The organism is Nocardioides sp. LMS-CY (genome assembly GCF_018732145.1).
Lineage (GTDB): Bacteria > Actinomycetota > Actinomycetes > Propionibacteriales > Nocardioidaceae > Nocardioides > Nocardioides soli.
On sequence record NZ_CP076104.1, the window covers coordinates 1,896,031 to 1,922,406 of the forward strand.

Here is a 26,376-nt window from a genome sequence, read left to right on the forward strand (position 1 = left end):
TGACATCATGCATTCACAGCCAACGACCGACACCAAGGTCGCCGAGCCGACGACGGAGACCGTGCCGATGCTCCGCGTCGACGGTCTTTCGAAGCAGTACCGATCCAAGCACGGCAAGGTCCAGGCCATCGAGCAGATCGACCTCGCCGTGCACCCGGGGGAGTTCGTCTCGATCGTGGGTCCATCGGGATGTGGCAAGACGACCCTGCTCAACTGCCTGTCCGGCCTGATCCAGCCCACCACGGGCGAGCTGGCGCTCGACGGGAGGGCCTACTCGAGTCCGCCGGAAGAGCTGTCGATCGTGTTCCAGGACTACAGCCGTTCGCTCTTCCCGTGGATGAGCGTGGAACAGAACATCGCGGTTCCGATCCGCGACTCGAGCAGCAAGGCGGAGCGTCGGGAGAGCGTGTACCGCCTGCTGGCCCAGGTCGGTCTGCCCGAGAAGACCGGCCCGATGTACCCCTGGCAGCTCTCGGGCGGCATGCAGCAGCGAGTGGCGATCGCGCGAGCGCTGGTCTCGCGGCCCAAGGTCCTGCTGATGGACGAGCCGTTCGCGTCGGTCGACGCCCAGACCAGGAACGTGCTCGAGGACCTGGTCCTGAACGTCTGGCAGGAGTGGAACAAGACGATCATCTTCGTGACCCACGACATCGACGAGGCGGTCTATCTGTCGGACCGGATCATGGTGCTCTCGGGCTCGCCGGCCTCGACGATCGCCGACCTGGAGGTGCCGATCAGCAGGCCGCGCGATCAGCTCCTGTCCAAGCAGGATCCGCGGTTCGGGGAGATCCGGGCCGAGCTCTACGAGCTGATCATGGGCGCCCACAAGGTCGATCGCGAGGCATCGTGAGCGACCTCATGGAACGACCCGGTGCTCGGGTCGCGGCCGCGGGGTCCATGGAGGCGCAGGCGAAGGCGGCGCGGCCAGGGCGTACGCCGCTCCTGTTCGCGATGCGCGATCCGCTCCTGGGCCTGCTGGGCGTCGGCCTGCTGCTCCTCGGCTGGTGGGCGGTGACCCGCGGCGACCTGGTCGCCTCGTCGTCGCTGCCGCCACCGATGGACGTGGCCCGGGGCGTCGTGCACCTGGTCGGAGACGGTGGATATCGCGCCGAGATCCTCGACACGGTCCGCGCCTGGGTCCTCGCGATGGTGCTGGGCGTCGCGATCGCGGTGCCACTGGGACTGGTCGCAGGTGCCGTCGCCGCCATGCGCAAGCCGAGCCTGGCGGTGGTGCATGCCTGTCGGGCGGTGCCGCTGGTCGCCCTGATCCCGGTTGCGGTGCTGGTCCTGGGGCTGGGAACCAACATGAAGGTGGCCCTGACCGTCTCGTCGATCAGCTGGCTCATCCTGCTCAACACGATCTACGGGGTCAGCAGCACCGAGCCACAGCTGCTGACCGTGGCCAAGAGCCTCCAGTGGAGCAAGGTCACCGTGCTGCGCAGGGTGGTGCTGCCCTCGGCCCTGCCCATGATCGCGACCGGGATCCGGGTCGCCGGCAGCGTTGCGCTGATCGTGATCCTGAGTGTCGAGATCGTCGCGGCGGGCTCCGGCCTCGGCCACCTGATCATCAAGTTCCAGGCCGACATCCCCACGCATCCCGACTACGCCTACGCCGGGATCGTCATCACGGGAGTCCTCGGCTTCATCCAGTACACGGGGTTCATGGTGCTCGAGCGCAGGTTCGTCCCGTGGTCCCACGCAAATCGTCGGCAGCGGCCATGAAGGAGGCGGTCGGACCATGTCGCACACCTTGATCCAGTCGAACGGCGGCGCCTTGTCCACCAGGGGGAGCCTGCGGCGCGCAGGCCAAGCACTGCACCGCGCGGTGGTGCAGGTCGGCAGCCATGTCTGGCTCGGCCTCCTCCTGCTGGTCCTGTGGGAGGTCGTCGCACGCCTCTGGTCGACGCCCTTCGTCCCGCCCGTCTCGGAGATATTCGCGAACCTGCGCGACACCTGGTTCACGGGCGGGGCCAGCACCCTCTTCCTCTCCGAGACGGTGTGGGAGCAACTGGTCGCGAGCGCGGGGCGGTTCGCCGAGGGCTGGGCGATCAGCATCGTCCTGGGCGTGTCCCTGGGGATGCTGCTCGGAATGAATCGGACGGCCTACGCGCTCATGGCGCCGATCGTGAGGTTCGGGATCGCCATCCCAGCGACGGCCCTGCTGCCGGTGGCGATCATGCTGTTCGGGATCGGCAACGGCATGAACATCACGATCGTCGTCCTGGGCACGTTCTGGACGATCCTGGTCAACACGATGGACAGCGCTCGATCGATCGACGAGGGCTACCTGAGATCGGCCAAGAGCCTCAGGATGAAGCGGCGGTCCTACTTCACCCGGATCGTCCTGCCGGCCGCGAGCCCCGGGATCCTGGCCGGGCTGCGCGTCAGCCTGGGCATCGCCCTGATCCTGGTCGTCGTCTCGGAGATGTTCGCGGCGTCGGAGGGCATCGGCGCCTACGTCGTCCTGTCGAGCAACCAGTTCCGCTTCCTCGACACCTGGAGCGGCGTCGTGATGATCGCGTTCATCGGCGTCGTCTCGAACGCGCTCTTCAGCCTCCTGGAGGCACGGCTCCTGCGCTGGGTCCCCGCGGCCCGCGAGGGCAGCGCCCTGTAGCGCCACGCGCAGCAACCACCTGCAGCAACCACCTGCAGCAACCACGCAGCACCAGCAGCTCCGGCAACGAAGGCACCACGACACCCATCGGAACTCAACTGACAAGAGGTTCACATCAATGAAGAGGCACGGCACATTGCCCAGAGGTATCCGCGGCGGCTCGATCGCCGCGCTGGCGGCCACGCTCCTGTTCGCGGCCGGTTGCGGCGGCGGAGGGTCGGACGGCGGCGGCTCCACCGACCAGAGCCTCAAGGTCAGCTCGTTGGGCTACTGCAGCGAGATTCCGCTGTGGTGGGCCAAGGACAAGGGCCTGTTCGCGGACCACGGCCTCGACGTCGAGCTGGTCGAGGCCGGCGGTGGCGGCTCGACGACGATCGCGGCCGCGGTGGGCGGATCGGTCGACGTCGCGTTCACGGCCCCCGGCGAGGTCATCCAGGCGATCCAGGGCGGAACCCCGCTGACCTGGATCGCGACGGCCTACGGCTTCCCGACCGACGAGAAGGCCGCAACCTCGGGCGCCATGGTCAAGGAGGACAGCGACGTCGAGCGCTTCAGCGACCTGGAGGGCAAGACCGTCGCGCTGACCGCGGTCGGTGGCGTCAGCGAGGCGACGGTCGCCGGCGCGATCCGTGCCGACGGCGGCGATCCGTCGTCCGTCAAGTGGGTCGCGCTCCCCGGTGGCCAGCTCCTGCAGGCCGTCCTGTCCGGCAAGGTCGACGTCGCCCAGACCCCGTTGCCGGTGGAGTCGATGGAGGGGCTGAGGAACATCGGCAGCCCGCACACGCTGGTGACCGGCGGCGTCTCGATGCCCTTCGCCGGATACGCGCAGACCACCGACTTCTACGAGTCCCACCAGGAGCAGTCGGAGGCGTTCTTCGACGCCTTGACCGAGGCCGGCGAGCAGCTCAACGATCCGGCCAACGCCGAGGAGATGTACGACGTCATGTCGTCGCACTGCGGGCAGACGGTCGAGGCGCTGAAGCAGACTCCGATGAACCCGATCATGGCCGACGTCAACATGCCCGGGCTCGAGAAGTACGTCGACATCCTCGTCGAGGGGTCGGTCGTCCAGGAGGACACGCTGCCCGACCTGACCGTCATGGTCGCCCCGTTCGCGCAGTCCGGCTCCTGACCGGAGGGCGCTGGCGCGCGGCGACGGTGGGTGGAAGGGGACTCCGCCCACCGTCGTCGCGGTTCCGAGGGGCCGTCGCCGTGGCGTGCCGGCCAGGGGCAGCGGCAGAAAGTGACTACTGCCGTTCGCCTCCGGGCACCCAGAGCACGTCGCCGTTCGCGCGGTTGGCGTGCCGCGCCAGGATGAACAGCAGGTCGGAGAGCCGGTTCAGGTAGGTGATCGCGAGCAGGTTCATCGTCGCGCCGTGGACCTCGTGCGCCGCCCACGCCGACCGCTCCGCGCGGCGTACGACCGTGCGGGCGACGTGCAGGTGGGCGGCCCCGGGCGTGCCGCCGTTGAGGATGAACGACCGGAGCTTGGGCAGGTCCTCGTTGTACTCGTCGCACCACGCCTCGAGTCGGTCGACGTACTCCTGCTCGATCCGCAGCGGCGGGAACTCGGGGTCCGGCACGACCGGGGTGCAGAGGTCGGCGCCGACGTCGAAGAGGTCGTTCTGGACCCGGGTCAGCACGGTGACGACGTCGTCGTCGAGCGCGCCCTGGGCGAGCGCCACGCCGAGGTGGGCGTTGGCCTCGTCGACGTCGGCGTACGCCGCGAGCCGCGGGTCGGTCTTGGAGGTCGTGCTCATGTCACCGAGCCGGGTCTCGCCGGCGTCTCCGGTGCGCGTGTAGATCCGGGTCAGGTGCACCATGCCGTGAGCGTAGCCGGGACCCGCGTCGAGGCCGGGCGCGGGCGGGTCAGCACCGGCCGCGCCGCGACACGACGAAAAACCACCCGTTATGGGGCAACCATTCCGTCGCGATCCGCGTCATAGTGGGTGACAAGGCCAAGGACGGCTGATCGGGACGCGGGATCCCGAGAAACGGGGCGCAAGATGGAGATCATCACCGACGGTTCGACCCTCCTCCTCAGTGGCGACTTCGACGTCCGCAGCACGATGGAGGTCCGCAACGCGATCTACGACCACCTCGAGGGCCACGACAGCGACGTGGTCGTCGACCTGACCGACGTGACCACCATCGACATGACCGCGCTCAAGGTGCTCGCGGTCGCCACCCGGCAGGCGAGCCGCTCCGGCCAGCACCTCATGCTGCGCGGCTGCGGTCCCTCCGTGCGCCGGATGCTGCACCTGTCCCGGCTGATCCGGGTCGTCGAGGTCGAGCGCGCCCGGGCCAGCGCCTGAGCTCGCCGCCCGACGTGTCGGATACCCCACACGTCCGACCGGTTACCTCGGGGTAGTCCCCGGCCTACCCTCCCTCGTATGAGCGAGCAGGCAGTGCCCGAGCAGCAGGCGAGCCACGCCAAGGACCGGCCGTGGGTGATGCGCACGTACGCCGGGCACTCGACGGCGGCGGCGTCGAACGCGTTGTACCGCACCAACCTGGCGAAGGGGCAGACCGGGCTGTCGGTGGCCTTCGACCTGCCGACGCAGACCGGCTACGACCCGGACTCCTCGTTGGCGCGCGGTGAGGTGGGCAAGGTCGGGGTGCCGGTGCCGCACCTGGGTGAGATGCGGCGCCTGTTCGAGGACATCCCGCTGGTCGAGATGAACACCTCGATGACGATCAACGCGACGGCGATGTGGCTGCTGGCGCTCTACCAGGTGGTCGCGGAGGAGCAGAACCCCGACCTGCCGCCGGAGCAGGTCGCCGCCCGCCTGGCCGGCACCACCCAGAACGACATCATCAAGGAGTACCTCTCCCGGGGGACCTACGCGTTCCCGCCCGAGCACTCGATGCGGCTGATCGCCGACGTGATCTCCTACACGGTGCACCAGGTCCCGAAGTGGAACCCGATCAACATCTGCAGCTACCACCTGCAGGAGGCGGGCGCGACGCCGACGCAGGAGCTCGCCTATGCGCTGAGCACCGCGATCGCCGTCCTCGACGCGGTGCGGGACGCGGGCCAGGTCGACGCGGCGGACTTCGAGAAGGTCGTCGGACGCATCTCGTTCTTCGTCAACGCCGGCGTCCGGTTCGTCGAGGAGACCTGCAAGATGCGGGCCTTCGGCCGGCTGTGGGACGAGATCACCCGCGAGCGGTACGGCGTCCAGGACCCGAAGATGCGCCGGTTCCGGTACGGCGTGCAGGTCAACTCGCTCGGGCTGACCGAGGCCCAGCCCGAGAACAACGTGCAGCGCATCGTGCTGGAGATGCTCGGCGTCACCCTGTCCAAGAGCGCCCGCGCGCGGGCGCTCCAGTTGCCCGCCTGGAACGAGGCCCTCGGCCTGCCGCGTCCGTGGGACCAGCAGTGGTCCCTGCGGCTGCAGCAGGTGCTGGCCTTCGAGTCCGACCTGCTGGAGTACGACGACATCTTCGACGGCTCCCATGTCATCGAGGCGAAGGTCGCCGAGCTGGTCGAGGGCGCCCGGGCGGAGATCGACCGGGTGCAGGCGATGGGCGGCGCGATCGCGGCGGTCGAGTACATGAAGTCGCAGTTGGTCTCCTCCCATGCCGCCCGGCGGGCCCGGATCGAGTCCGGCGACGAGGTGATCGTCGGCGTCAACCGGTTCGAGTCGACCGAGCCGTCGCCGCTGACCGCCGACCTCGACAGCGCGATCATGGTCGCCGACCCCGAGGCCGAGAAGACCGCGATCGCCAGCGTCGAGGCCTGGAAGACCCAGCGCGACGAGGCCGAGGTCGGCGCGGCGCTGGCGGTGTTGGCCGAGGCCGCCGCGACCGACGCCAACCTGATGGGCCCGACCCTGGCCGCCGCGCGTGCCGGGGCGACCACGGGGGAGTGGGCCGCCACGCTGCGCGAGGTGTTCGGCGAGTACCGCGCACCGACCGGCGTCAGCGGCGCGGTGGGGGTCGCCGCCCAGGCCGGCATGGCCGGCGCCGAGCTGGCCGCCGTCCGGGCGCGGGTGAAGGAGACCGGCGAGCAGCTGGCCGGGCGTCCGGGTGGCCGCTTGCGGCTGCTGGTCGGCAAGCCCGGCCTCGACGGGCACAGCAACGGCGCCGAGCAGGTCGCCGTCCGGGCCCGGGACGCGGGCTTCGAGGTCGTCTACCAGGGCATCCGGCTCACCCCGGAGCAGATCGTCGCCGCCGCCGTGGCCGAGGACGTCCACTGCGTGGGGCTCTCGATCCTCTCCGGTTCGCACATGGAGCTGGTCCCGGCGGTGCTCGACGGCCTGCGCGACGCCGGCGCCGCGGACGTCCCGGTCGTCGTCGGCGGCATCATCCCCGACTCGGACGGCCGCCGGCTGCGCGAGCGCGGCGTGGCCGCTGTCTACACGCCCAAGGACTACGGGCTGACCCAGATCATGGACGGCATCGTCGACATCGTCCGGGCGGCGCACGATCTGGACTGATGGAATGCCGACAATGAGGTAAGGCTGCCCTAATCTTCGTGCTACCGTTCCGGTCGTGGGCAAGAAGAAGGACTCCAAGAAGGTGGCCAAGCTGCCGAAGCTGGAGTGCTGCGTCTCGAAGCCGCAGTGCGGCCGGTGCCCACTGCGGATGCTGAAGGAAGGCACGCTGCCCTCCGGGTATACGGTCAAGAAGCGCAAGCTGGTGCGTGCCGACGGCAAGAAGGTCACCAAGAAGAAGCTTGCGAAGGCAGCCTGAGCCCCCAGCCCGGGCTCTGGATCCGGCCCGACCCCCGAGGAGCCTCCTGTGGCAGCACCCCGCTTCGTCGAGCAGCTCAACGTCCAGATCGGCAACGAGCTCGCCGCGCACAACCAGTACCTCGCGTGCGCCGTCCACTACGACGCGCTGACGATGCCGCAGACCGCCGCGCTCTTCTACGGCCAGGCGCTCGAGGAGCGGGCGCACGCCTCGATGATGATCCAGTACCTCCTCGACACCGACAGCGCGGTGACCATCCCCGCGGTGCCGGCCCCGGTCAGCCGGTTCGACGACGTGGTCGCCCCGGTGGAGCTGGCGCTGGAGCAGGAGAAGCGGGTCACCGACCAGATCAACGGGCTGCTCCGGATCGCCCGCGAGGAGTCCGACTTCGCCTCCGAGCAGTTCATGCAGTGGTTCATCAAGGAGCAGGTCGAGGAGGTCGCCACGATGAGCGACCTGCTCGCCGTGGTGCACCGCAACGTCGACGACATCGAGGACATCGAGGAGTACGTCGCCCGCGAGCAGAGCAACGGCGGCGACGACCCGACCGCGCCGCGGCAGGCCGGCGCCTGAGCCCGGCCTAGAGCCGCCTGACCGCGACGACCGCGGCCGGGGCGAGCTCCCCGTAGACGTGCGGGAACGTCTCATCGACGCCCGGCGCCGGCGCCTCCTCGACCACGGGTACGTCGAGCAGCTCGGTGTCGATCTCCAGCAGCACCAGGGGCTCGGTGACGTCGGCGTAGTACGCCGCCCGTACGCGCTCCCACTGGTCGGCCCGGCTGGCGTGGAGGTAGCCCTCCTCATCGAGGGTCACCCCGCGCGTCGAGGTCCGGTAGGCGCCGGACTCCTGGGCGGCCTCCCAGTCGGCGAGGGTGGCGATGTGGAAGATCCTCATGTCGCCATCGTGACAGTCGGCGGACAGGGGGCCTACCCGGCGAGCCGCCCCATCTGGTCGGCGTACCAGCGGATGTGGGCGAGGTGCTCGGCGATCTCGCGCAGGGTCCAGTTCTCCCCGCGTGGGAGGTCCCACTCGCCGGGCCCGGCCGCCGCGAGGCGCAGTGCGAAGGTGCGGCCGAGCCGGCTCAGCCGCTCGCGCGCCTCGTCGAGGTCGAGCTCGGTGAAGCGCGCCCAGTCGGCGTCGACGGTCACCAGGCTGGCGTGCCAGTGGTCGGGCCGGGTGGGCACGCCCGCGAGCAGCGCCTCGACCTCGGCGAGGTGGTCGATGAGATGGTCGCCGATCCGGCGGATCGCCTTGTGGGGCGTGTAGATCCGGTCGCCGGCGTCGCTCACCGCCGGCCGGCCGTTCCAGGCGAGCCAGGTGGCGGCGACCTCCAGGCAGTGCTCGACGGCCTCCTCGACCAGGGATCCGGGATTCTCCATGTGCCGGACGCTAGGGGCCGGACGCTTCGGCGCCGGCCGAAGCATCGGCGGCGTAGCCTCGCCTGGTGCACGACACCGACCTCGCCGCCGTCGGCGCGCTGATCGGAGACCCGAGCCGGGCCCGCATCCTGGACGCGTTGATGGGCGGTAGGGCGCTCGCCGCCGGTGAGCTCGCGCGGGCCGCCGGTGTCAGCGCGTCGACCGCCAGCGAGCATCTCGCCCGTCTGCGCGAGGGTGGACTCGTCGAGGTCGTCAGCCAGGGGCGGCACCGCTACCACCGGATCGCCGGGCCCGACGTCGGCGCCGCCCTCGAGGCGCTCTCGCAGGTCGCGCCGCCGCGTCCGGTGGTCTCGCTGCGCCAGGCCGGGCACGCCCGAGCGCTCGGCTTCGCCCGCACCTGCTACGACCACCTCGCCGGCGTGTGCGGCGTCGCCCTGCACGACGTGCTGCTCGAGCGCGGGTGGCTGACGCCGGCGTACGACGTGACGCCCGTGGGTGCGGACGCCCTCGGCGCGTGGGGCGTCGACGTCGCGGCCGCCCGGTCGCAGCGTCGCTCCTTCGCCCGGCCGTGCCTGGACTGGACCGAGCGCCGACCGCACCTCGCCGGTGCCCTGGCCGCCGGGATCACCGACGCCCTGGTCGATCGCGGCTGGTTCGTGCGCCGCGCGACCGACTCGCGCGCGCTGCGGCTCACCGACCCCGGGCGCGCGGCCCTGACCGAGCTGGGCTGCCGGGTCTGAGCCTCACGACCCCGCGGGCGGCTCCGGCAGGCGGCGTACGACCTCGTGCAGCGTGGACTCGATCGTGGCGAGGCGCTCGTCGACCCCGGCGAGGCGCTCGTCGACCCCGGCGAGGCGCTCGTCGACCCCGGCGAGGCGCTCGTCAACCCCGGCGAGGCGCTCGTCGACCCCGGCGAGGCGCTCGTCGACCCCGGCGAGGCGCTCGTCGACCGTGGTGAGGCGCTCCTCCACCCTGGTGAGGCGCTGAGTGTGCTCCTGCTGGGTGGACCTGACCTCGGTGATGAGCTCGTAGATCGACTCGGTCTCGTTCTCGAGTCGACTCACCCGGAGGTGGAGGCTGGCGTCACCGGTCATGCCGGTCACCGTACGTGCTCCCGCCGGGGCGTGCCAGGAGGTCGTTCGCGGCTGTGGACGATCAGAACAGCCGGTGGCTCGGGTCGTCGAGTCCGCGCAGCGCGTCGTAGTCGACGACGGCACAGGCGATGCCGCGGTCGGTGGCGAGCACGCGGGCCTGGGGCTTGATCTCCTGGGCGGCGAAGATGCCGCGCACCGGAGCGAGGAGGGGGTCGCGGTTGAGCAGCTCGAGGTAGCGGGTGAGCTGCTCGACGCCGTCGATCTCGCCGCGCCGCTTGATCTCGACGGCGACCGACGCGCCGTCCGCGTCGCGACACATGAGGTCGACCGGGCCGATCGCGGTGGGGAACTCACGGCGTACCAGGGTCAGGCCGGGGGCGAGTGTGGCGGGATGCTCGGCGAGCAGCTCCTGGAGGTGCTTCTCGACGCCGTCCTTGCGCAGGCCGGGGTCGACGCCGAGGTCGTGGTTCGACTCGTGGTGGATCTCCTCGATCAGGATCCGCAGCGTGTCGTCGCTCTTGGGGTTGCTGACCGTCCACTCGACCTGGCCGTCGTCGTTGGTGCCCTCGCGGAGGGTGCACGGGGGCGACATCCAGTTCAGCGGCTTGTAGGAGCCGCCGTCGGAGTGCACGAGCACCGAGCCGTCGGCCTTGATCATCAGCACCCGCGTGGCCATCGGGAGATGGGCGGTCAGCCGCCCGGCGTAGTCGACCTGGCACCTGGCTACGACGAGTCTCACGGGCGACGAATCTAGTCGAGGCCGGTCGGACGCCGACGATCGGACCGTCAAGTTACCTGCGAGTGAACTACGCCACTGCCGAGATCGGCGATCCCGTGCCACGATGCGCCGCATGAGCACCCCAGCCGCCGCCTCGCGGAGCTACACGACCATCGGCGTCCTCGGCCTCGGCACCATGGGTGCCGGCATCGCCGAGGTCTTCGCGCGGCACGGCTACTCCGTGGTCGGGGTCGAGAAGGACGACGACGCGCTGGCCCGCGGCCGGCAGTACCTCGAGCACTCCACCACTCGCGCGGTGAAGCGGGAGAAGATGACCGACCTGGAGCAGCGCGAGCTGCTCGGCCGGATCACCTTCACCACCGCGCTGGCCGACGTCGCCGGCGCCGACCTGGTCATCGAGGCGGTGGTCGAGTCGCTCCAGACCAAGAAGGAGCTCTTCCGCGAGCTCGACGCGATCGTGGGACCGGACACGATCCTGGCGACCAACACCTCCAGCCTGTCCGTCACCGAGATCTCGACCGCCAACTCGCGACCCGGGCGGGTGATCGGCACACACTTCTTCAACCCCGCTCCGGTGCAGCAGCTCGTCGAGATCGTGCGCACCGTGGTGACCGAGGAGCAGGTGCTCGAGGACGTGACGGCCCTGGTCGCCGAGCTCGGCAAGACGCCGGTCGTGTGCGGGGACAAGGCCGGATTCATCGCCAACACGCTGCTCTTCGGCTACCTCAACCACGCGGTCTCGATGTACGAGGCCCGCTACGCGACCCGCGAGGACATCGACGCCGCGATGCGCTTCGGCTGCGGCTACCCGATGGGTCCGCTCGCGCTGCTCGACCTGATCGGCCTCGACACGGCGTACGAGATCCTCGAGACGATGTACCGCCAGGGCCGCGACCGGCTGCACGCGCCGTCACCGATCCTCAAGCAGATGGTCACCGCGGGCTGGCTGGGCCGCAAGACCGGCCGCGGCTTCTACACCTACGAGGCGCCCGACAGCCCGGTCGTCGTGCCCGACGACCGGACCCCGTCCGCCGACGCCACGCCGCAGCTGCGTCACGACATCAAGGTCGTCGGTGTCGTCGGCACCGGCACCATGGCGACCGGCATCGTCGAGGTCTTCGCCAAGGGTGGGTACGACGTGCGGTACGTCGGCCGCTCCGACGACAAGGTCGCCGGCGTGCGCTCCGCCATCGCCAAGTCCCTCGACAAGCAGATCCAGCGGGGCCGGGCCACCGAGGAGGCCAAGACCGAGATCCTCGCGCGGCTCACCGGCACGACCTCGCTCGACGACCTCGCCTCCGTGGACCTGGTCGTCGAGGCGATCGCCGAGGACCTCGCGATCAAGACCACGCTGTTCGAGAACCTCGACGAGATCTGCAAGCCCGGTGCCATCCTCGCCACCACCACGTCGAGCCTGCCGATCATCGCGTGCGCCCAGGCGACGTCGCGGCCGCAGGACGTGATCGGCATGCACTTCTTCAACCCCGCCCAGGTGATGAAGCTCGTCGAGGTCGTCTCGACCGTCGTGACCGCCGACGACGTCACCGAGACCACCCGCGCGCTGTGCGCCGGCCTCGGCAAGGTCGCCGTCTCCTGCGGCGACCGGGCCGGCTTCATCGTCAACGCGCTGCTCTTCCCCTACCTCAACGACGCCGTGAAGATGCTCGAGGCGCACTACGCCACCGCCGACGACATCGACACCGCGATGAAGCAGGGCTGCGCGCTGCCGATGGGTCCCTTCGAGCTGCTCGACGTGGTCGGCAACGACGTGTCGCTGGCGATCCAGCGCGAGCTCTACCTGGAGTTCCGCGAGCCCGGGTTCGCGCCGGCGCCGCTGCTCGAGCACCTGGTCACCGCGGGCTACCTGGGCCGCAAGACGAAGCGCGGGTTCCGGGACTACAGCAGCCGCTGAGCCCTGCGCGGTGGATTCGAGGCTCGTCGCTGGCACTCCTCGCACCTCAACCGCAGTGACGGTGGTTGAGGTGTGAGCGAAGCGAGCCTCGAAACCACCACCCGGCTTGCCGATCCGCATCCCCGGGTACGGATCGGCCCATGGGAGCGGAGACAGGACGGATCACCACCGACATCCCGGCCCGGTTGGACCGGCTGCCCTGGGTTCGGTGGCACTGGCTGATCGTGATCGGGCTCGGCACCGTCTGGATCCTCGACGGGCTCGAGGTCACGATCGTGGGCTCGATGTCGGACGCGCTCAAGGACCCGGAGACCGGGCTGGGGCTGAGCAGCTGGGACGTCGGCTTCGCCGGCGCGATCTACGTCGCTGGCGCGTGCCTGGGTGCGCTGTTCTTCGGACAGCTCACCGACCGGTTCGGACGCAAGAAGCTCTTCATCGTCACCCTGGTCGTCTACACGTGCGCGACGGTGCTGACGGCCTTCTCGATGGCGCCATGGTGGTACTTCACGGCGCGCTTCTTCACCGGCTTCGGCATCGGCGGCGAGTACGCCGCGATCAACTCGGCCATCGACGAGCTCATCCCCGCGAGGTACCGGGGCCGCGTCGACGTCGCCATCAACGGCTCCTACTGGATCGGCGCTGCCGGCGGGGCGCTGCTGACGATCCCGCTGCTCGACCCGACGGTGATCTCCGCCGAGTGGGGCTGGCGACTGGCGTTCGGCCTCGGCGCGATCCTCGCCTTCGGCATCCTCCTGGTGCGCCGCAACGTGCCGGAGAGCCCGCGCTGGCTGTTCATCCACGGCCGCGACGGCGAGGCGGAGCGCATCGTCCGCGGCATCGAGGACACCGTCGAGGAGGAGTCCGGAGAGCGGCTGCCCGAGACCGGCGAGACGATCACGATCCGGCAGCGCAAGACGATCCCGTTCACCATGATCGCCCGCACCGTGTTCACGCTCTATCCCAAGCGCACGGTGCTGTGCTTCTCGCTGTTCGTCGGCCAGGCGTTCCTCTACAACGCCTTCTTCTTCACCTACGGCGACACTCTCAGCACGTTCCTCGGCGTGGAGCAGACCGGTTGGTACATCGCGGCGTTCGCGGCCAGCAACTTCGCGGGCGCCCTGGTGCTGAGCCCGCTCTTCGACCGGATCGGCCGGGTGCGGATGATCACCTTCACCTACGTGTTCTCGGGTGCGCTGCTCGGCGTGACGGGCCTCCTGCTCGACTCGGTGACCGCGCTGTCGCTGACGATCCTGGGCGCGGTGATCTTCTTCTTCGCCTCGGCCGGTGCGAGCGCGGCGTACCTGACCGCCAGCGAGGTCTTCCCCATGGAGACCAGAGCGCTCTGCATCGCGTTCTTCTACGCGATCGGAACGGCTGCTGGCGGCATCAGCGGGCCGCTCCTCTTCGGCTGGCTCATCGACCGGGCGTCGGCCGACCAGGACATCACCGGCATCGCGCTCGGCTACCTCGTCGGCGCTGTGCTGATGATCGGCGCGGGCATCGTCGAGGCGTTCCTCGGGGTCAAGGCCGAGGGGCGGTCGCTGGAGAGCGTCGCCCAGCCCCTCACCGCCGACGACCGGGCCGAGGAGGCGGACGAGCCCGCTCGCGCCTGAGCCTCGGCCGCCTGTGGCGGTCCACGTACGCTGGTGCCATGGAAGGCCTGCTGATCCTGCTCCTCATCGCCGCCGCGATCGGGGTGGCCGTCGTCGCGTCGCGCCGCTCGAAGGAGCGCGAGCTCCAGCGCCGCGAGGCCGAGCTGGCGCCGGTGCGCAAGCTCGTCTTCGAGGACGTGACGTCGCTCGGCGAGCAGCTGCAGGAGCTCGATCTCGAGCTGGCCGGCCGCGAGCTGAGCCCGGGCGAGAACGCCGACTACCAGCGGGCGCTGGACGCCTACGAGTCCGCGAAGACCGCCGCCGACTCGATGACGCAGCCCGACCACGTCCGGCACGTGACCGAGATCCTCGACGACGGCCGCTACGCGATCGCCTGCGTGCAGGCCCGGGTGGCCGGTGAGCCGCTGCCGACCCGGCGGCCGCCCTGCTTCTTCGACCCGCGCCACGGCCTGTCCGTGACGGACGTGCCGTGGGCGCCCGCGGGCGGCGTGCCGCGCGACGTGCCCGCCTGCGCGCTCGACGCGGAGCGGGTCTCCGCCGGCGCCGACCCCGACTCGCGGATGGTGATGGCGGGGACTCAGCGGGTGCCCTACTACCAGGCCGGGCCCGCCTACCAGCCGTACGCCGTGGGCACCTTCGGCGGCCTCGGCCCCGTGCTCTTCACCGGCCTGCTCTTCGGCGGTCTCGGCGGCTTCGACATGCTCGGCGACGGCATCGGTGCGATCGGCGACGGCATCGGCGATCTCGGCGACGGGATCGGCGACGCGATCGGTGGTCTCGGCGACGGCCTCGGCGACATGTTCGACGGCTTCGACTTCTGACCTCGCCCGCCGACCGAGGGCCGGGCCCGCGCGGCGCGACCGCCGGGTGCTGAACTAACCTCGCGCCATGTCCCTCCACACCACGACGCTGGGGGAGAGCGGTCCGCTGGTGGCCTTCTGCCACGGCCTCTTCGGCCAGGGCAAGAACTGGACCACCGTCGCCAAGGCGATCGCCGAGGACTATCGGGTGCTGCTGGTCGACATGCCGCACCACGGTCGCTCGCCGTGGCCCGACCACTTCGACTACGTCGACGTCGCCGACCGGGTCGCGGAGCTGTTCCGGGCCGACGACCCGGTCGCGCTGGTCGGACACTCGATGGGCGGCAAGGCGGCGATGGTGCTGGCGCTGCGCCACCCAGAGCTCGTCGAGCGGCTGTGCGTCGTCGATGTCTCGCCGGTCGGCTACGGGTCGGCGGGCGAGTTCATCGGCTACATCCAGGCGATGCGGGCCCTCGATCTCGACGGGCTCGAGCACCGGCGCGACGCCGACGCCGCCCTGACCGCCGCCGTGCCGCATCCGACGGTGCGCAGCTTCCTGCTCCAGAACCTGCGCCGCGGCGATGACGGCTGGTCGTGGCAGCCCAACCTCGAGGTGCTGGGCCGCGACATCGCCGCACTCAGCGGCTGGCCGGAGGACGCGCTCGCCGGCACCCCGCCGTACCAGGGCCCGACGCTGTGGATCGCGGGTCAGCGCTCGGACTACGTCCGCGACGAGTACGCCGCCGCGATGGACCGCTGGTTCCCACGCAACCGGCGGGTGACCGTCAAGGACGCCGGGCACTGGGTGCACTCCGAGCAGCCCCAGGTCTTCACCGAGGTACTGCGCCGCTTCCTGGGCTGACGCCGGTCACGGGCGAGGCTAGGAGCCGCGTGCCTGGCGCGCGCGGTAGGCAGCGACCGCGTTGCGGTTGCCGCAGGCCGTGGAGCAGAACCGGCGCGACCGGTTGCGCGAGAGGTCGAGCACGATGCCGGTGCAGGTCTCGTCGGCGCAGATGCCCAGGCGGGACATCTCGTCGTCGCGGATGACGTCGACCATCGCCATCGCGGTGTCGACGACGATGCGGGTCGCCGGCCCGGCGTCGGGGGATACCCCGTGCAGGTGCCAGTCCCAGTCGCCGTGCCGCACCAGCTGCGGGACCGTGCCCGACTCCGCGAGCAGCTCGTTGACGAGCTCGGCCGCGCGGTCGCGGTCGGCGCTCAGCAGGTCGTAGAGGATCGGACGCACGGCCCGCACGCTGTCGAGCTCGTCGCCGCCCGCCGCCCGCCGCCCGGTGTGGAGGTACTCGGCGTACCAGGCGTCCAGCTGGTCGAGCTCGGTGAGCGTGTCGGTGCCGATCGCGGAGTTGGCGAGCACGACCGCTGCTTGCAGCGTGATCGTGGTGTCATTCGCCAAGGGCATGTTGACATATTACTGAAAGGTCACGACATTCGTAGAAGATTGCCGGGATAGCATCAGCCGTGAGCAAACTGGCCGACGACCCGTCGACGACCGCCCCGGAGGCGGCAGCGGGCTCCCGGCTGCCCGCCGGGCTGGCGTTCGCGGTCGTCTCCGCGACGACGTTCGGCCTCTCCGGCCCGCTCGCGCGCCCGCTGCTCGAGTCCGGCTGGAGCCCGGGTGCGATCGTGCTGATCCGGATCTCCCTGGCGGCGCTGGTCGTGCTGCCGTTCGGCCTGCTAGCACTGCGCGGCCGGTGGGGCCTGGTGCGCCGCAACGCCAGCCTGATCCTGCTGTACGGCACGATCGCCGTCGCGGGTGCCCAGTTCTGCTACTTCTCGGCGGTCCAGCACATGCAGGTCGGGCCGGCGCTCCTCATCGAGTACACCGCGCCGGCCGCGGTCGTGGCCTGGATGTGGCTGCGACACGGCCACCGGCCCGGGCGGGTGACGCTGGTCGGCGCCGGCATCGCCGCGGTCGGCCTGGTGCTGGTCCTCGACCTCGTCTCCGGCGTCGGTCTCTCCGCGGCCGGGGTCCTGTGGGCGCTCGCCGCGATGGTCGGCGCGGCGACGTACTTCGTCATCTCCGCAGACGAGGACAACGGCCTGCCGCCGATGGCGCTCGCGGCCGGCGGCCTGCTCGTCGGCGGTGGGGTGCTCGGCCTCGCCGGCCTGGTCGGCGTGCTCCCGATGCGGCGCGCGACCGCCGAGGTGGCGTACGCCGGCACCGACGTCGCCTGGTGGGTGCCGTTGGTGCTCCTCGGGGTCGTCACCGCCGCCGTGCCGTACACAACCGGCATCGCCGCCGGTCGCCGCCTCGGCTCGCGCCTCGCGTCGTTCGTCGCGCTGCTCGAGGTCGTGGCTGCCGTGGTGTTCGCGTGGTTGCTGCTCGACGAGCTGCCCGGACCGGTCCAGCTGCTCGGTGGGGTGTTGATCCTCGTCGGCGTCGTCGGGGTGAAGCTGGGGGAGCGCACCACCGCCGCGGCCCCGGTCGCCGGCGAGCTGCCTTAAGCACGGCCTAGTGGCCATCACCGTTGATTCACCCAGGGTCTACGCACCCAGTGCACGCACCTCGCCGCGTTGGCGACGCTCGGTAGACAACCAGGTATGCCGTCGCGCCGCCGCCTTGCGAGGCACGCACCCTGAGCACGGATACCCCCGACGTATCAACAGCGATGACCACTAGCGGGAGTCCTGCCGCCTGACCCACACCTCGCGCACCAGCATCAGGATCGACGCGGCGGTCGGGATCGCCAGCAGTGCGCCGACGACACCGAAGAGCGCGGCGCCCACCAGCGCGGCGATCACGGTGACCGCGCCGGGGACGTCGACGGACTTCGACATCACCCGCGGGTAGATCACGTAGTTCTCGACCTGCTGGTAGACGATGTAGAAGACCGCGCAGGCGAGACCGATCTTCCAGTCCTCCGCGAACGCGATCGCGGTGACGATGACCGCGCCGAGCGTGGCGCCGATCATCGGGATCACGTCGAGGAGCGCCACCACGAAGGCCAGCGCCACGGCGTACTCGCCGAGGCCGACGGCGAACAGGAAGATCAGCGACGAGATGCCCGCGCACAGCGCGACGATGAAGGCACCCGAGACATAGCCGCCGACGCTGCGGACGACCCGGTCGCCGAGCCGGGACACCCGGTCGCGCCGGGAGGCGGGGGCGAGGCGGTAGAGCGCGCCCTTCGTCGTCTGGAGCGACGCGAGGAAGTAGAGCGTCAGCACCACGATGATGAAGCCGTTGAAGAGCGCTCCGAGGACGGCCAGGCCGATGCCGACGGCGCCGCCGAAGAGCGCCCCGGCGAAGTCGCCGTTGGTGACGTAGTCCTGGACCTTCTCGAGGATGTCGTACTCGTCGTCGAGCCGCTGCACCTGGCGGTTGCGCTGCAGCTGGTCGAGCCAGTGCGGCACGTTGTCGGTCAGCGAGCGGACCTGGTCGGCGATCACCGGCACGATGGCGACGATGAAGAGCGTGAGGGCCGCCAGGAACGCCAGGATCACCGTGAGTACGGCGTAGGAGCGGCGCATGCCCCGCCGCTCGAACCAGCGCACCGCCGGGTCGAGGCCGGCCGCCAGGAACAGCGAGACCACGATCAGCATCAGCGTCGAGCCGATGGCCTGGATCTGCGTCGCCATCCAGATGGCGACCAGCACGCCGAGCCCGCCGACGAAGCCGACGAAGAACGGTGCGTGGTGGTCGAGCGGCGGGCCGGGCTCGCCGAGGTAGTCCTCGTCGGTGGGGATGCCGGCGACGCCGTCCTCCGCCTCCGACTCCTCCGACTCCTCTGCCTCCGCCCGCGCCGGCGGCTCGGTCACGCGTCATCCTTCGCGAAGCCGGAGATGACCTCGCTCAGTGACGCCAACTGCGCGGTGATCGCGTCACGGCGCTTGGTGATCCGGTCGACCTCGGCCCGGATCGCCGCGAGCTCGCGCTCGGCCTCGGCCGCCCCGGAGGACGTGATCGACTCCGCCTGGGTGCGAGCGGTCGCGACGATCTGCTCGGCCTCGCGGCGGGCCCGGCTGAGCAGGGCCTCGGCCTCGGTCGCGGCCTGGCCGCGGTGCTCCGCGGCCTGGGCGGCCGCGGACTGGGCGCGCTGCTCGGCCGCCGATGCGCGCTCCTCGGCCTCCTCGACCAGCCGGCGGGTCTCGGCCGTGGCGCTGGCGTGGTGGTCGGTCGCCTCGCGGGCGAGCCGCTCCTTCTCGACCGCGAGGGTGCGCCGGGACTCCTGGACCTCCCGGTCGGCCGCGGCGCGCAGCTGCTCGGCCTCGCGCTTGGCGGCCGTGCGCAGCTCGTTGGCCTCCTGGGCGGCGGCGAGCCGGAGCTGGGCGGCCTCCCGGTTGGCGGTCGCCACCAGGTCCTCGGCCTCGCTGCGCGCCAGCGACCGCTCCTGCTCGGCGTCGGCGACCAGCCGGCTGCGGTGCTCGTCGAGCTCCTTGAGCTGGACCAGCCGCATGTCCTCGGCCTCGCGCATCGCATCGGCCCGGGTCGCCTTGGCGTCGCGCCCGGCCTGCTCGCGGATCTCGGCCGCGTCGCGCTCGGCGGTCGCGCGGACCTCGGCGGCCTCCTCCTCGGCGAGGCGCAGCATCGCGCTCGCGCGGCCACCGAGTCCGGCGTACGACGGGTTCTTGTTCTCCTCGAGCTCGGCGCGCAGCCCGGCGACCTGCTGTTCGAGGCCGACGGCGCGCTGCTCGGACTCGGCGAGGCTGGCGCTGAGGCCCGCCTTCTCGCTGGCGAGCTGGTGCAGCCGGACGTCGACCGCCTCGCGGTCGTAGCCGCCCCGACGGACCACGGGGAGGGCCCCCGCCGCCGCGGGCTGGGCGGTCGCCGGGGCCCGCGGAGGCAGCACCGGGGCGGGGGTCGCCGCCGCGGCCGTCGGCGGGACCGGGGAGGGCCGCTCCGGGGCCCGCTGTCCGGAGCCCGGCTGTCCCGACCCCTGCTGTCGGGCCGGCGCCTGGGCGGGAGACCTCGGCGCGCGCGACGGCACGGCGGGGAGCACCTGGGTCGCGTCCGCGCCATCGTCCGCGGCGGCGCGGGTCTCGTCCTCTTCCGGCTCGTTGTCGTCGAAGATGGACAGTCCCTGGTCGCTCATCGCGGCGCTACTCCTTCGCGGGTCGGGTGTGTGCGGTCCAGTGTTGCCGATCCACCCGCAACAACCCACCCCGCCTCGCCAGAAACCCCCCGGGTCCTTGAGGCCGGGGTGCTCAGACGCCGCGGAAGCGGTTGATGGCGTCGAGGTGCTGCTCGCGCATCTGGTGGTCGCGGACGCCGAGGCCCTCCTCGGGGGCGAGGCACAGGACGCCGACCTTGCCCTGGTGGGCGTTCTGGTGGACGTCGAGGGCGGCCTGGCCGACCTGGTCGAGGGCGTAGGTCCGGGAGAGGGTGGGGTGGATCTTGCCCTTGGCGATCAGGCGGTTGGCCTCCCAGGACTCGCGGTAGTTGGCGAAGTGGGAGGAGACGATCTTCTTGAGGTTCATCCACAGGTAGCGGTTGTCGTACTCGTGCATGTAGCCGCTGGTGGAGGCGCAGGTGGTGATGGTGCCGCCCTTGCGGGTGACGAAGACCGAGGCGCCGAAGGTCTCGCGGCCGGGGTGCTCGAAGACGATGTCGATGTCCTCGCCGCCGGTGAGCTCGCGGATCTTCGCGCCGAGGCGCTTCCACTCCTTCGGGTCCTGGGTCTGGGGGTCCTTCCAGAACCGGTAGCCCTCCGCGTTGCGGTTGATGACCAGTTCGGCGCCCATGGAGCGGCAGATCTCGGCCTTGTCCTCGGAGGAGACCACGCACACCGGGGTGGCGCCGCCGTTGAGGGCGTACTGGGTGGCGAAGCCGCCGAGGCCGCCGGAGGCACCCCAGATCAGCACGTTGTCGCCCTGCTTCATGTCGCCGCCGTTCTTGGAGACCAGCTGGCGGTACGCGGTGCAGTTGACCAGGCCGGGGGAGGCGGCCTCCTCCCAGGTCAGGTGCGCCGGCTTGGGCATCAGCTGGTTGGCCTTGACCAGCGCGATGTCGGCGAGGCCACCGAAGTTGGTCTCGAAGCCCCAGATCCGCTGCTGCGGGTCGAGCATCGTGTCGTCGTGGCCGTCGGGGTCCTCGAGCTCGACTGAGAGGCAGTGGGCGACGACCTCGGTGCCCGGCTGCCACTTCGTCACGCCCGGGCCGGTCGCCAGCACCACGCCGGCCAGGTCGGAGCCGACCACGTGGTAGGGCAGGTCGTGCCGCTTGGTGAGCGGGGAGAGCCGGCCGTAGCGCTCCAGGAACCCGAACGTCGAGACCGGCTCGAAGATCGAGGTCCACACGGTGTTGTAGTTGATCGCCGAGGCCATCACGGCCACCAGCGCCTCACCCGGCCCCAGCTCGGGCAGCGCCACGTCCTCCACGTGCAGCGACTTGCGCGGGTCCTTCTCCCGGGTCATGACGCCCTCGAACATCTCGACCTCGTCCTTGTGGACGGTCGCGGCGCGGTAGTGGTCGGGGATCTCGAGGGCGGCGAAGTCCGCGGCGGCGGAGTCGCCGGCCAGGATCGCGTCGAGGATGTGCTGCACGTCGGCTCCTGCGTGAGTGGGTCGAGCGGCTGGGTTGGGCGGGAGATTACCCATCGGTAACGGTGCGGCACACCGTCTGTGAGGTGTGCCTCAGTGAGCGGTCGCGGCGGGGTTCGGCTCGACGAGCTCGACGAGCACGCCGCCGGCGTCCTTGGGGTGGATGAAGTTGATCCGCGAGTCGGCGGTGCCGCGGCGCGGCTCGTCGTACAGCAGGCGCAGTCCGCGCTCGCGCAGGATGGCGCTCACCGCCTCGACGTCGGTGACCCGGTAGGCCAGTTGCTGGATACCGGGGCCCTTGCTGTCGAGGAACTTCGCGATCGTGGACTGCTCGTTGAGCGGGGCCAGCAGCTGGATGTGGCTCCCGGAGTCGCCCACGGCCATCATCGCCTCGCGCACACCCTGCTCCTCGTTGACCTCCTGGTGGGCGAGCCGCATGCCGTAGGTCTCCTCGTAGAAGGCGATCGCGGCGTCCAGGTCGGCGACCGCGATGCCGACGTGGTCGATGGCGGTGAACAGCTGCGCGGGGATCTCCATGCTCATGGCGGACATGGTCTTACGCCGCGCTGCTCGCGGCGAGTGCGTGTGACGTTTTCCACCCTCGCCGCTGCCATCGTGCGTGGGTAAGGTCGGTCACAGATCGACCACGAAGTCTGGAGGCATCCATGTCCGGTACGTCCGTCATCGTTGCGGGTGCGCGCACCCCCATCGGCCGCCTGCTCGGCGGCTTGAAGAGCCTGTCGGCGAGCGAGCTGGGTGGGATCGCCATCAAGGGGGCGATCGAGAAGGCCGGCGTGCGGCCCGAGCAGGTCGACTACCTGATCATGGGCCAGGTCATCCTGGCCGGCTCCGGCCAGAACCCCGCCCGCGCAGCCGGCATCGCGGCCGGGCTGCCGTGGACCATGCCGTCGATGACGATCAACAAGGTCTGCCTCTCCGGGCTCAACACCATCGCGATGGCCGACCAGCTGATCCGTGCGGGCGAGGTCGAGATCGTGGTGGCCGGCGGCATGGAGTCGATGACCAACGCCCCGCACTTCCTGCCGAAGTCGCGTGAGGGCTTCAAGTTCGGCGACGTGAAGCTGGTCGACTCGATGGCGTACGACGCGCTCTACGACCAGGCCACCCAGCAGGCGATGGGCGGCCTCACCGAGCAGGTGAACGCCGAGGGTGTGAAGCTGACCCGCCAGGAGCAGGACGAGTTCGCGGCCGCCTCGCACCGCAAGGCCGCCGAGGCCTGGAAGAACGGCGTGTTCGACGAGGAGGTCGTCCCGGTGACGATCCCGCAGCGCAAGGGCGACCCGATCGTGGTGTCGGCCGACGAGGGCGTGCGCGGCGACACCACCGCGGAGTCGCTCGCGAAGCTGCCGCCGGCGTTCGCGAAGGACGGCACGATCACCGCTGGCTCGGCTTCCCAGATCTCCGACGGCGCGGCCGCCGTGGTCGTGATGAGCAAGGCGAAGGCCGAGGAGCTCGGCCTGGAGTGGCTCGCCGAGATCGGCGCGCACGGCATGGTCGCCGGCCCCGACTCCTCGCTGCAGATGCAGCCGGCCAACGCCACCAAGCGGGCGCTGGAGAAGGAGGGCCTGAGCGCCGCCGACCTCGACCTGGTCGAGTTCAACGAGGCGTTCGCCGCGGTCGGCATCGAGTCGACCCGCGCGCTCGGGCTGGACCCCTCGATCGTCAACGTCAACGGCGGTGCGATCGCGCTGGGCCACCCGGTCGGCATGTCCGGCACTCGCGTGGTGCTGCACCTCGCGCTCGAGCTGAAGCGCCGTGGTGGCGGCGTCGGTGCCGCCGCGCTGTGCGGCGGCGGCGGCCAGGGCGACGCCCTGATCGTGCGTGTCCCGAAGAGCTGACGTCGATGTCCCGGGCCTCGTCGAGCGCGCTCGCGCCGGCGAGGCCCGGGCCGTCGCGCGCCTGATCTCGCTCGTCGAGGACGAGTCGCCGCTGCTGCGTGAGGTGATGGCGGCGCTGGCGCCGCATGCCGGCCACGCCCAGGTGATCGGTCTCACCGGCGCGCCGGGGGTCGGCAAGTCGACGTCGACGAGCGCGCTGGTGACCGAGCTGCGCCGCAGCGGCAAGCGGGTCGGCGTGCTGGCGGTCGACCCGTCGTCGCCGTTCTCCGGCGGTGCGCTGCTCGGCGACCGGGTGCGGATGCAGGACCACGCGCTCGACCGCGAGGTCTACATCCGGTCGATGGCGTCCCGCGGCCACCTCGGCGGGCTCTCCTGGACCACCCCGCAGGCGCTGCGGGTGCTCGATGCCGCGGGCTGCGACGTGGTGTTGATCGAGACCGTCGGCGTCGGCCAGAGCGAGGTCGAGATCGCCGGGCTGGCCGACACCACGATGGTGCTGCTCGCGCCCGGCATGGGCGACGGCATCCAGGCGGCGAAGGCCGGCATCCTCGAGATCGGCGACCTCTACGTCGTCAACAAGGCCGACCGCGACGGTGCCGAGCAGGTGCGCCGCGACATCCGCTCGATGCTCGCGCTGGCCGACCGCCCCGAGGGTGCCTGGAGACCGCCGATCGTGCTGACCGTCGCGCAGCGGGGCGAGGGCCTCGCCGAGGTCGTGACCGAGATCGACCGGCACCGCGCCTGGCTGGAGTCGAGCGGCGAGCTCGGGCGCCGGCGTGCCCGCCGCGCCCGCGACGAGATCGAGGCGATCGCCGTCACCGCGCTGCGCGCCCGCTGGGGCGACGTGCACGGCCGCTCCGAGCTCGACGACCTGGCCGCGGCCGTCGTCGCGGGGCAGACCGATCCGTACACCGCCGCCGACGCGCTGCTGGACTCCTTCGCGGACTGAGTCTGGATCCAGGTCGAGGCCGGTCCGGGTCGAGGAGGTCGGCCGTCAGGCCACCATCACCCGACCGGTGGGGGTCGCCCCGGCAGGCCGCTCGCGGACCACGGCCCAGGCCTCGGCGAGCCGGTGCACCGCCTCGACCAGCTCGTCGACGGGCCGGGTCCAGGGGATCCGCACGAACGTGTCCAGGCCGCCCTCGGCGGCGAACACCGGGCCGGGGGCGATGATCACCCCGCGCCGTTCGGCCTCGGCTGCCAGCGCGGTGCCCAGGGCGGCGGGCAGCCGGCACCAGAGCGCGAGCCCGCCGATCGGCAGGTGGAAGGACCACGCGGGCAGCCGGTCGCGCACCGCGCCGGCCAGCGCGTCGCGCTGCTCGCGCAGCCGGGCGCGGTTGACGGCCAGCACCTCGTCGGCGTCGGCCAGCAGCCGGGTCAGCACCAGCTGCTCGAGCACCGGGGCGCCGAGGTCGAGGCTGATCCGGGCGCGGGTGAGCCGCTCCATCCGCTCGTGCGGCGCTCGGATCCAGCCCAGCCGCAGCCCGCCCCAGAAGGACTTGCTGGCGCTGCCGATCGTGATCGTGTCGGGGGCGTGCGCCGCGAACGGGCGCGGCATCGCCCGGCCGTCGAGCGCGAGGGCCTGGTGCGCCTCGTCGACGACGGCCGTGGTGTGGCTGCGCCGTAGGTGGGCGGCGTACTCCTCGCGCTGGGCGTCGGTCATCAGGTGGCCGGTCGGGTTCTGGAAGTCGGGGATCAGGTAGGCCAGCCGGGGTGCGGTCTGCCGCAGCGTCGCCGCGATCGCGTCGAGGTCCCAGCCGTCGGGGTCGACCGCGCTCGGCACCAGCCGCGCGCCGGCGTGGCGGAGCGCGTCGGTCGCGTTGGGGTAGGTCGGCGACTCCACCAGCACCCGGTCGCCGGGGCTGGTGAACGCCTGGGCGACCACGGCGCCGGCCGTCAGCGCCCCGGGCGTGATCATCACCTGGTCGGGCGTCGTGGGCAGCCCGCGGGCGTCGTACGCGGCCGCGACCGCCGCCTGGAGCTCCGGCAGTCCGGCGGGGAAGTAGCCGTGGCCGCCCAGGTAGGCCGGGAGGTCGGCCGCGGCCTCGGCGTAGGCCCGGGCGATGCCCGGGGGCGCCGACGGCGCCGCGCAGTTGAGGTCGATCGCGTCGCCGTCGCCGGGCCGGGGCAGCAGCGCCCGGTCGTGCGCGCGGCTGCGCCCGCCCGGCACCCGGGTGAACGTGCCGGCGCCGCGCCGGGCCTCGGCGTACCCGCCCTCCTGGATCGCGGCGTAGGCCCGGGTGACCGTGGTGCGCGAGACGCCGAGCGCCGCGGTCAGCTCGCGCTCGCTGGGCAGCCGGGTGTCGACGGCGATCCGGCCGTCGCCGATCAGCAGTGTGAGCGCGTCGGCCAGGCCGGCGTACGCCGGGGAGCGGTCGAAGTCGCCGACGAGAGTGGCCACGCGGCCGGCGCTGATCGAGGCGGTCATGCAGACCACTCTTCCACGATTGGCTATTTCGGAGAAGGCCAATCGGCCAGCAGAATGGCCCGGTGAGCACGCTAGCCAGCGCCCCGACCGGCCCGCCCTCCGGACTGAGCGACCTCGGCCCGATCGCGCAGCTGCGCGCCGGTCGGCTCGGTCGCCGGCTGCCGCAGCTCTACGTCGGCCTGGTCGCGTACGGCGTCTCGCTCGCGCTGATGGTGCGCGGCGACCTCGGCCTGGCGCCGTGGGACGTGCTGCACTCCGGCCTGATCCGGCACCTGCCGCTCACACTCGGCCAGGCGGTCGTGCTGATGAGCTTCGTGGTGCTGCTGCTCTGGATCCCGCTGCGCGAGATGCCGGGCCTGGGCACGATCTCGAACGCGCTCGTGGTCGGCCTCTCCGCCGACGCGACCCTGGCCGTGCTCGAGCGGCCGGACGCGATGGTGCTCCGGCTCGGGCTCATGGTGGGCGGCGTGGTGCTCTGCGGGCTGGCCTCGGCGATGTACATCGGCGCCCAGCTCGGCCGCGGTCCGCGGGACGGGCTGATGACCGGCCTCGCCCGGCGCACCGGCGGCTCGCTGCGCCTGGTGCGCACGGGCATCGAGGTCGCGGTCGTGCTCGTCGGCCTGCTGCTCGGCGGCACGCTCGGGCTGGGCACGGTCCTCTATGCGCTGGCGATCGGGCCGCTCACCCAGCTGTGGCTCCCCGCGTGGACCGTCCGCCTCGACCGGTAAATCTGTATAT

28 protein-coding genes are annotated in these 26,376 nt (G+C 71.4%); 17 read left to right on the top strand and 11 right to left on the bottom strand.

Annotated features, from left to right (window positions below; genetic code table 11):
* Positions 1–7 precede the first annotated feature (7 nt).
* The 4 genes from KM427_RS09115 to KM427_RS09130 all read left to right on the top strand — a co-directional run bounded on the left by KM427_RS09115 (position 8) and on the right by KM427_RS09130 (position 3,746).
* Positions 8–850 (top strand): ABC transporter ATP-binding protein, encoded by an 843-nt coding sequence (locus KM427_RS09115; RefSeq protein ID WP_252275213.1) that lies wholly within the window; start codon positions 8–10, stop codon positions 848–850.
* On the top strand, positions 847–1,722 hold the full coding sequence (locus tag KM427_RS09120; RefSeq protein ID WP_183590723.1) for an ABC transporter permease: 876 nt from the start codon (positions 847–849) through the stop codon (positions 1,720–1,722). Before KM427_RS09115 ends, KM427_RS09120 begins: the two co-directional genes overlap by 4 nt.
* Positions 1,723–1,738: 16 nt before the next feature.
* The gene (locus KM427_RS09125) at positions 1,739–2,614 is read left to right on the top strand and encodes an ABC transporter permease (RefSeq protein WP_215526998.1); all 876 of its coding nucleotides are present in this window, start codon (positions 1,739–1,741) and stop codon (positions 2,612–2,614) included.
* Positions 2,615–2,750: 136 nt separating this feature from the next.
* Positions 2,751–3,746, top strand: coding sequence for an ABC transporter substrate-binding protein (locus KM427_RS09130; RefSeq protein WP_215526999.1), 996 nt, complete (start codon positions 2,751–2,753; stop codon positions 3,744–3,746).
* A gap of 115 nt (positions 3,747–3,861) precedes the next feature.
* On the opposite strand, the gene KM427_RS09135 is transcribed toward KM427_RS09130, so the two are convergent.
* Positions 3,862–4,437 (bottom strand): cob(I)yrinic acid a,c-diamide adenosyltransferase, encoded by a 576-nt coding sequence (locus KM427_RS09135; protein ID WP_215527000.1) that lies wholly within the window; start codon positions 4,435–4,437, stop codon positions 3,862–3,864.
* Positions 4,438–4,620: 183 nt separating this feature from the next.
* Here KM427_RS09135 and KM427_RS09140 point away from each other — a divergent pair, with 183 nt between their 5' ends.
* The 4 genes from KM427_RS09140 to KM427_RS09155 all read left to right on the top strand — a co-directional run bounded on the left by KM427_RS09140 (position 4,621) and on the right by KM427_RS09155 (position 7,885).
* Complete coding sequence (locus KM427_RS09140; protein ID WP_215527001.1) at positions 4,621–4,929, top strand: STAS domain-containing protein; 309 nt, start codon at positions 4,621–4,623, stop codon at positions 4,927–4,929.
* Positions 4,930–5,007: 78 nt separating this feature from the next.
* Complete coding sequence (locus tag KM427_RS09145) at positions 5,008–7,056, top strand: ethylmalonyl-CoA mutase (RefSeq protein ID WP_215527002.1); 2,049 nt, start codon at positions 5,008–5,010, stop codon at positions 7,054–7,056.
* Between the two features lie 55 nt (positions 7,057–7,111).
* Positions 7,112–7,312: a hypothetical protein gene (locus KM427_RS09150; protein ID WP_183592290.1), complete on the top strand. Its 201-nt coding sequence runs from the start codon at positions 7,112–7,114 to the stop codon at positions 7,310–7,312.
* 48 nt (positions 7,313–7,360) lie between these two features.
* Positions 7,361–7,885, top strand: a complete 525-nt coding sequence (locus KM427_RS09155) for a ferritin (RefSeq protein WP_215527003.1) — start codon at positions 7,361–7,363, stop codon at positions 7,883–7,885.
* A 7-nt stretch (positions 7,886–7,892) separates the two neighbouring features.
* Here the strand turns inward: KM427_RS09155 and KM427_RS09160 are convergent, their stop codons facing one another.
* Positions 7,893–8,207: a DUF952 domain-containing protein gene (locus KM427_RS09160; RefSeq protein ID WP_215527004.1), complete on the bottom strand. Its 315-nt coding sequence runs from the start codon at positions 8,205–8,207 to the stop codon at positions 7,893–7,895.
* 32 nt (positions 8,208–8,239) lie between these two features.
* Positions 8,240–8,692 carry a hypothetical protein gene (locus KM427_RS09165; RefSeq protein WP_215527005.1) on the bottom strand — a complete coding sequence of 151 codons (453 nt, stop codon included), beginning with the start codon at positions 8,690–8,692 and terminating at the stop codon, positions 8,240–8,242.
* Between the two features lie 65 nt (positions 8,693–8,757).
* Here KM427_RS09165 and KM427_RS09170 point away from each other — a divergent pair, with 65 nt between their 5' ends.
* A complete protein-coding gene (locus KM427_RS09170; RefSeq protein ID WP_252275215.1) occupies positions 8,758–9,432 on the top strand; it encodes an ArsR/SmtB family transcription factor in 675 nt (224 codons plus the stop codon).
* 3 nt (positions 9,433–9,435) lie between these two features.
* On the opposite strand, the gene KM427_RS09175 is transcribed toward KM427_RS09170, so the two are convergent.
* Positions 9,436–9,786, bottom strand: coding sequence for a hypothetical protein (locus KM427_RS09175; RefSeq protein WP_215527006.1), 351 nt, complete (start codon positions 9,784–9,786; stop codon positions 9,436–9,438).
* A 61-nt stretch (positions 9,787–9,847) separates the two neighbouring features.
* A complete protein-coding gene (gene nucS, locus KM427_RS09180) occupies positions 9,848–10,525 on the bottom strand; it encodes an endonuclease NucS (protein ID WP_215527007.1) in 678 nt (225 codons plus the stop codon).
* Positions 10,526–10,637: 112 nt separating this feature from the next.
* Here nucS and KM427_RS09185 point away from each other — a divergent pair, with 112 nt between their 5' ends.
* From KM427_RS09185 to KM427_RS09200, 4 genes are all read left to right on the top strand, one after another.
* Positions 10,638–12,437 (top strand): 3-hydroxyacyl-CoA dehydrogenase family protein, encoded by a 1,800-nt coding sequence (locus KM427_RS09185; RefSeq protein ID WP_215527008.1) that lies wholly within the window; start codon positions 10,638–10,640, stop codon positions 12,435–12,437.
* Between the two features lie 140 nt (positions 12,438–12,577).
* Positions 12,578–14,050, top strand: a complete 1,473-nt coding sequence (locus tag KM427_RS09190; protein ID WP_215527009.1) for an MFS transporter — start codon at positions 12,578–12,580, stop codon at positions 14,048–14,050.
* A gap of 38 nt (positions 14,051–14,088) precedes the next feature.
* Entirely contained in the window at positions 14,089–14,871 is a 783-nt protein-coding gene (locus KM427_RS09195; protein WP_215527010.1) for a hypothetical protein, read from the top strand.
* A 67-nt stretch (positions 14,872–14,938) separates the two neighbouring features.
* Positions 14,939–15,712, top strand: a complete 774-nt coding sequence (locus tag KM427_RS09200; RefSeq protein WP_215527011.1) for an alpha/beta fold hydrolase — start codon at positions 14,939–14,941, stop codon at positions 15,710–15,712.
* A gap of 18 nt (positions 15,713–15,730) precedes the next feature.
* Here KM427_RS09200 and KM427_RS09205 read toward each other — a convergent pair whose 3' ends face one another.
* The gene (locus tag KM427_RS09205) at positions 15,731–16,270 is read right to left on the bottom strand and encodes a CGNR zinc finger domain-containing protein (RefSeq protein WP_215527012.1); all 540 of its coding nucleotides are present in this window, start codon (positions 16,268–16,270) and stop codon (positions 15,731–15,733) included.
* 59 nt (positions 16,271–16,329) lie between these two features.
* Here KM427_RS09205 and KM427_RS09210 point away from each other — a divergent pair, with 59 nt between their 5' ends.
* Positions 16,330–17,316, top strand: a complete 987-nt coding sequence (locus tag KM427_RS09210) for an EamA family transporter (RefSeq protein WP_252275217.1) — start codon at positions 16,330–16,332, stop codon at positions 17,314–17,316.
* A gap of 171 nt (positions 17,317–17,487) precedes the next feature.
* On the opposite strand, the gene KM427_RS09215 is transcribed toward KM427_RS09210, so the two are convergent.
* The 4 genes from KM427_RS09215 to mce all read right to left on the bottom strand — a co-directional run bounded on the left by KM427_RS09215 (position 17,488) and on the right by mce (position 21,903).
* Positions 17,488–18,630, bottom strand: a complete 1,143-nt coding sequence (locus KM427_RS09215) for an AI-2E family transporter (protein WP_215527013.1) — start codon at positions 18,628–18,630, stop codon at positions 17,488–17,490.
* Complete coding sequence (locus KM427_RS09220) at positions 18,627–19,904, bottom strand: coiled-coil domain-containing protein (RefSeq protein ID WP_215527014.1); 1,278 nt, start codon at positions 19,902–19,904, stop codon at positions 18,627–18,629. Before KM427_RS09220 ends, KM427_RS09215 begins: the two co-directional genes overlap by 4 nt.
* 112 nt (positions 19,905–20,016) lie before the next feature.
* Positions 20,017–21,354, bottom strand: a complete 1,338-nt coding sequence (ccrA, locus tag KM427_RS09225) for a crotonyl-CoA carboxylase/reductase (protein ID WP_215527015.1) — start codon at positions 21,352–21,354, stop codon at positions 20,017–20,019.
* 90 nt (positions 21,355–21,444) lie between these two features.
* Complete coding sequence (gene mce, locus KM427_RS09230) at positions 21,445–21,903, bottom strand: methylmalonyl-CoA epimerase (protein ID WP_183590703.1); 459 nt, start codon at positions 21,901–21,903, stop codon at positions 21,445–21,447.
* Positions 21,904–22,016: 113 nt separating this feature from the next.
* On the opposite strand from mce, the gene KM427_RS09235 reads away from it, so the two are divergent.
* Both KM427_RS09235 and meaB read left to right on the top strand, forming a co-directional pair.
* Positions 22,017–23,210: an acetyl-CoA C-acetyltransferase gene (locus tag KM427_RS09235; RefSeq protein WP_183590702.1), complete on the top strand. Its 1,194-nt coding sequence runs from the start codon at positions 22,017–22,019 to the stop codon at positions 23,208–23,210.
* Positions 23,194–24,159, top strand: a complete 966-nt coding sequence (meaB, locus tag KM427_RS09240) for a methylmalonyl Co-A mutase-associated GTPase MeaB (protein WP_183590701.1) — start codon at positions 23,194–23,196, stop codon at positions 24,157–24,159. The genes KM427_RS09235 and meaB overlap by 17 nt, the downstream gene beginning before the upstream one ends.
* 45 nt (positions 24,160–24,204) lie before the next feature.
* Here meaB and yczR read toward each other — a convergent pair whose 3' ends face one another.
* A complete protein-coding gene (gene yczR / locus KM427_RS09245; RefSeq protein ID WP_215527016.1) occupies positions 24,205–25,638 on the bottom strand; it encodes a MocR-like transcription factor YczR in 1,434 nt (477 codons plus the stop codon).
* 62 nt (positions 25,639–25,700) lie between these two features.
* On the opposite strand from yczR, the gene yczE reads away from it, so the two are divergent.
* On the top strand, positions 25,701–26,366 hold the full coding sequence (gene yczE / locus KM427_RS09250) for a membrane protein YczE (protein WP_183590699.1): 666 nt from the start codon (positions 25,701–25,703) through the stop codon (positions 26,364–26,366).
* Positions 26,367–26,376 lie beyond the last annotated feature (10 nt).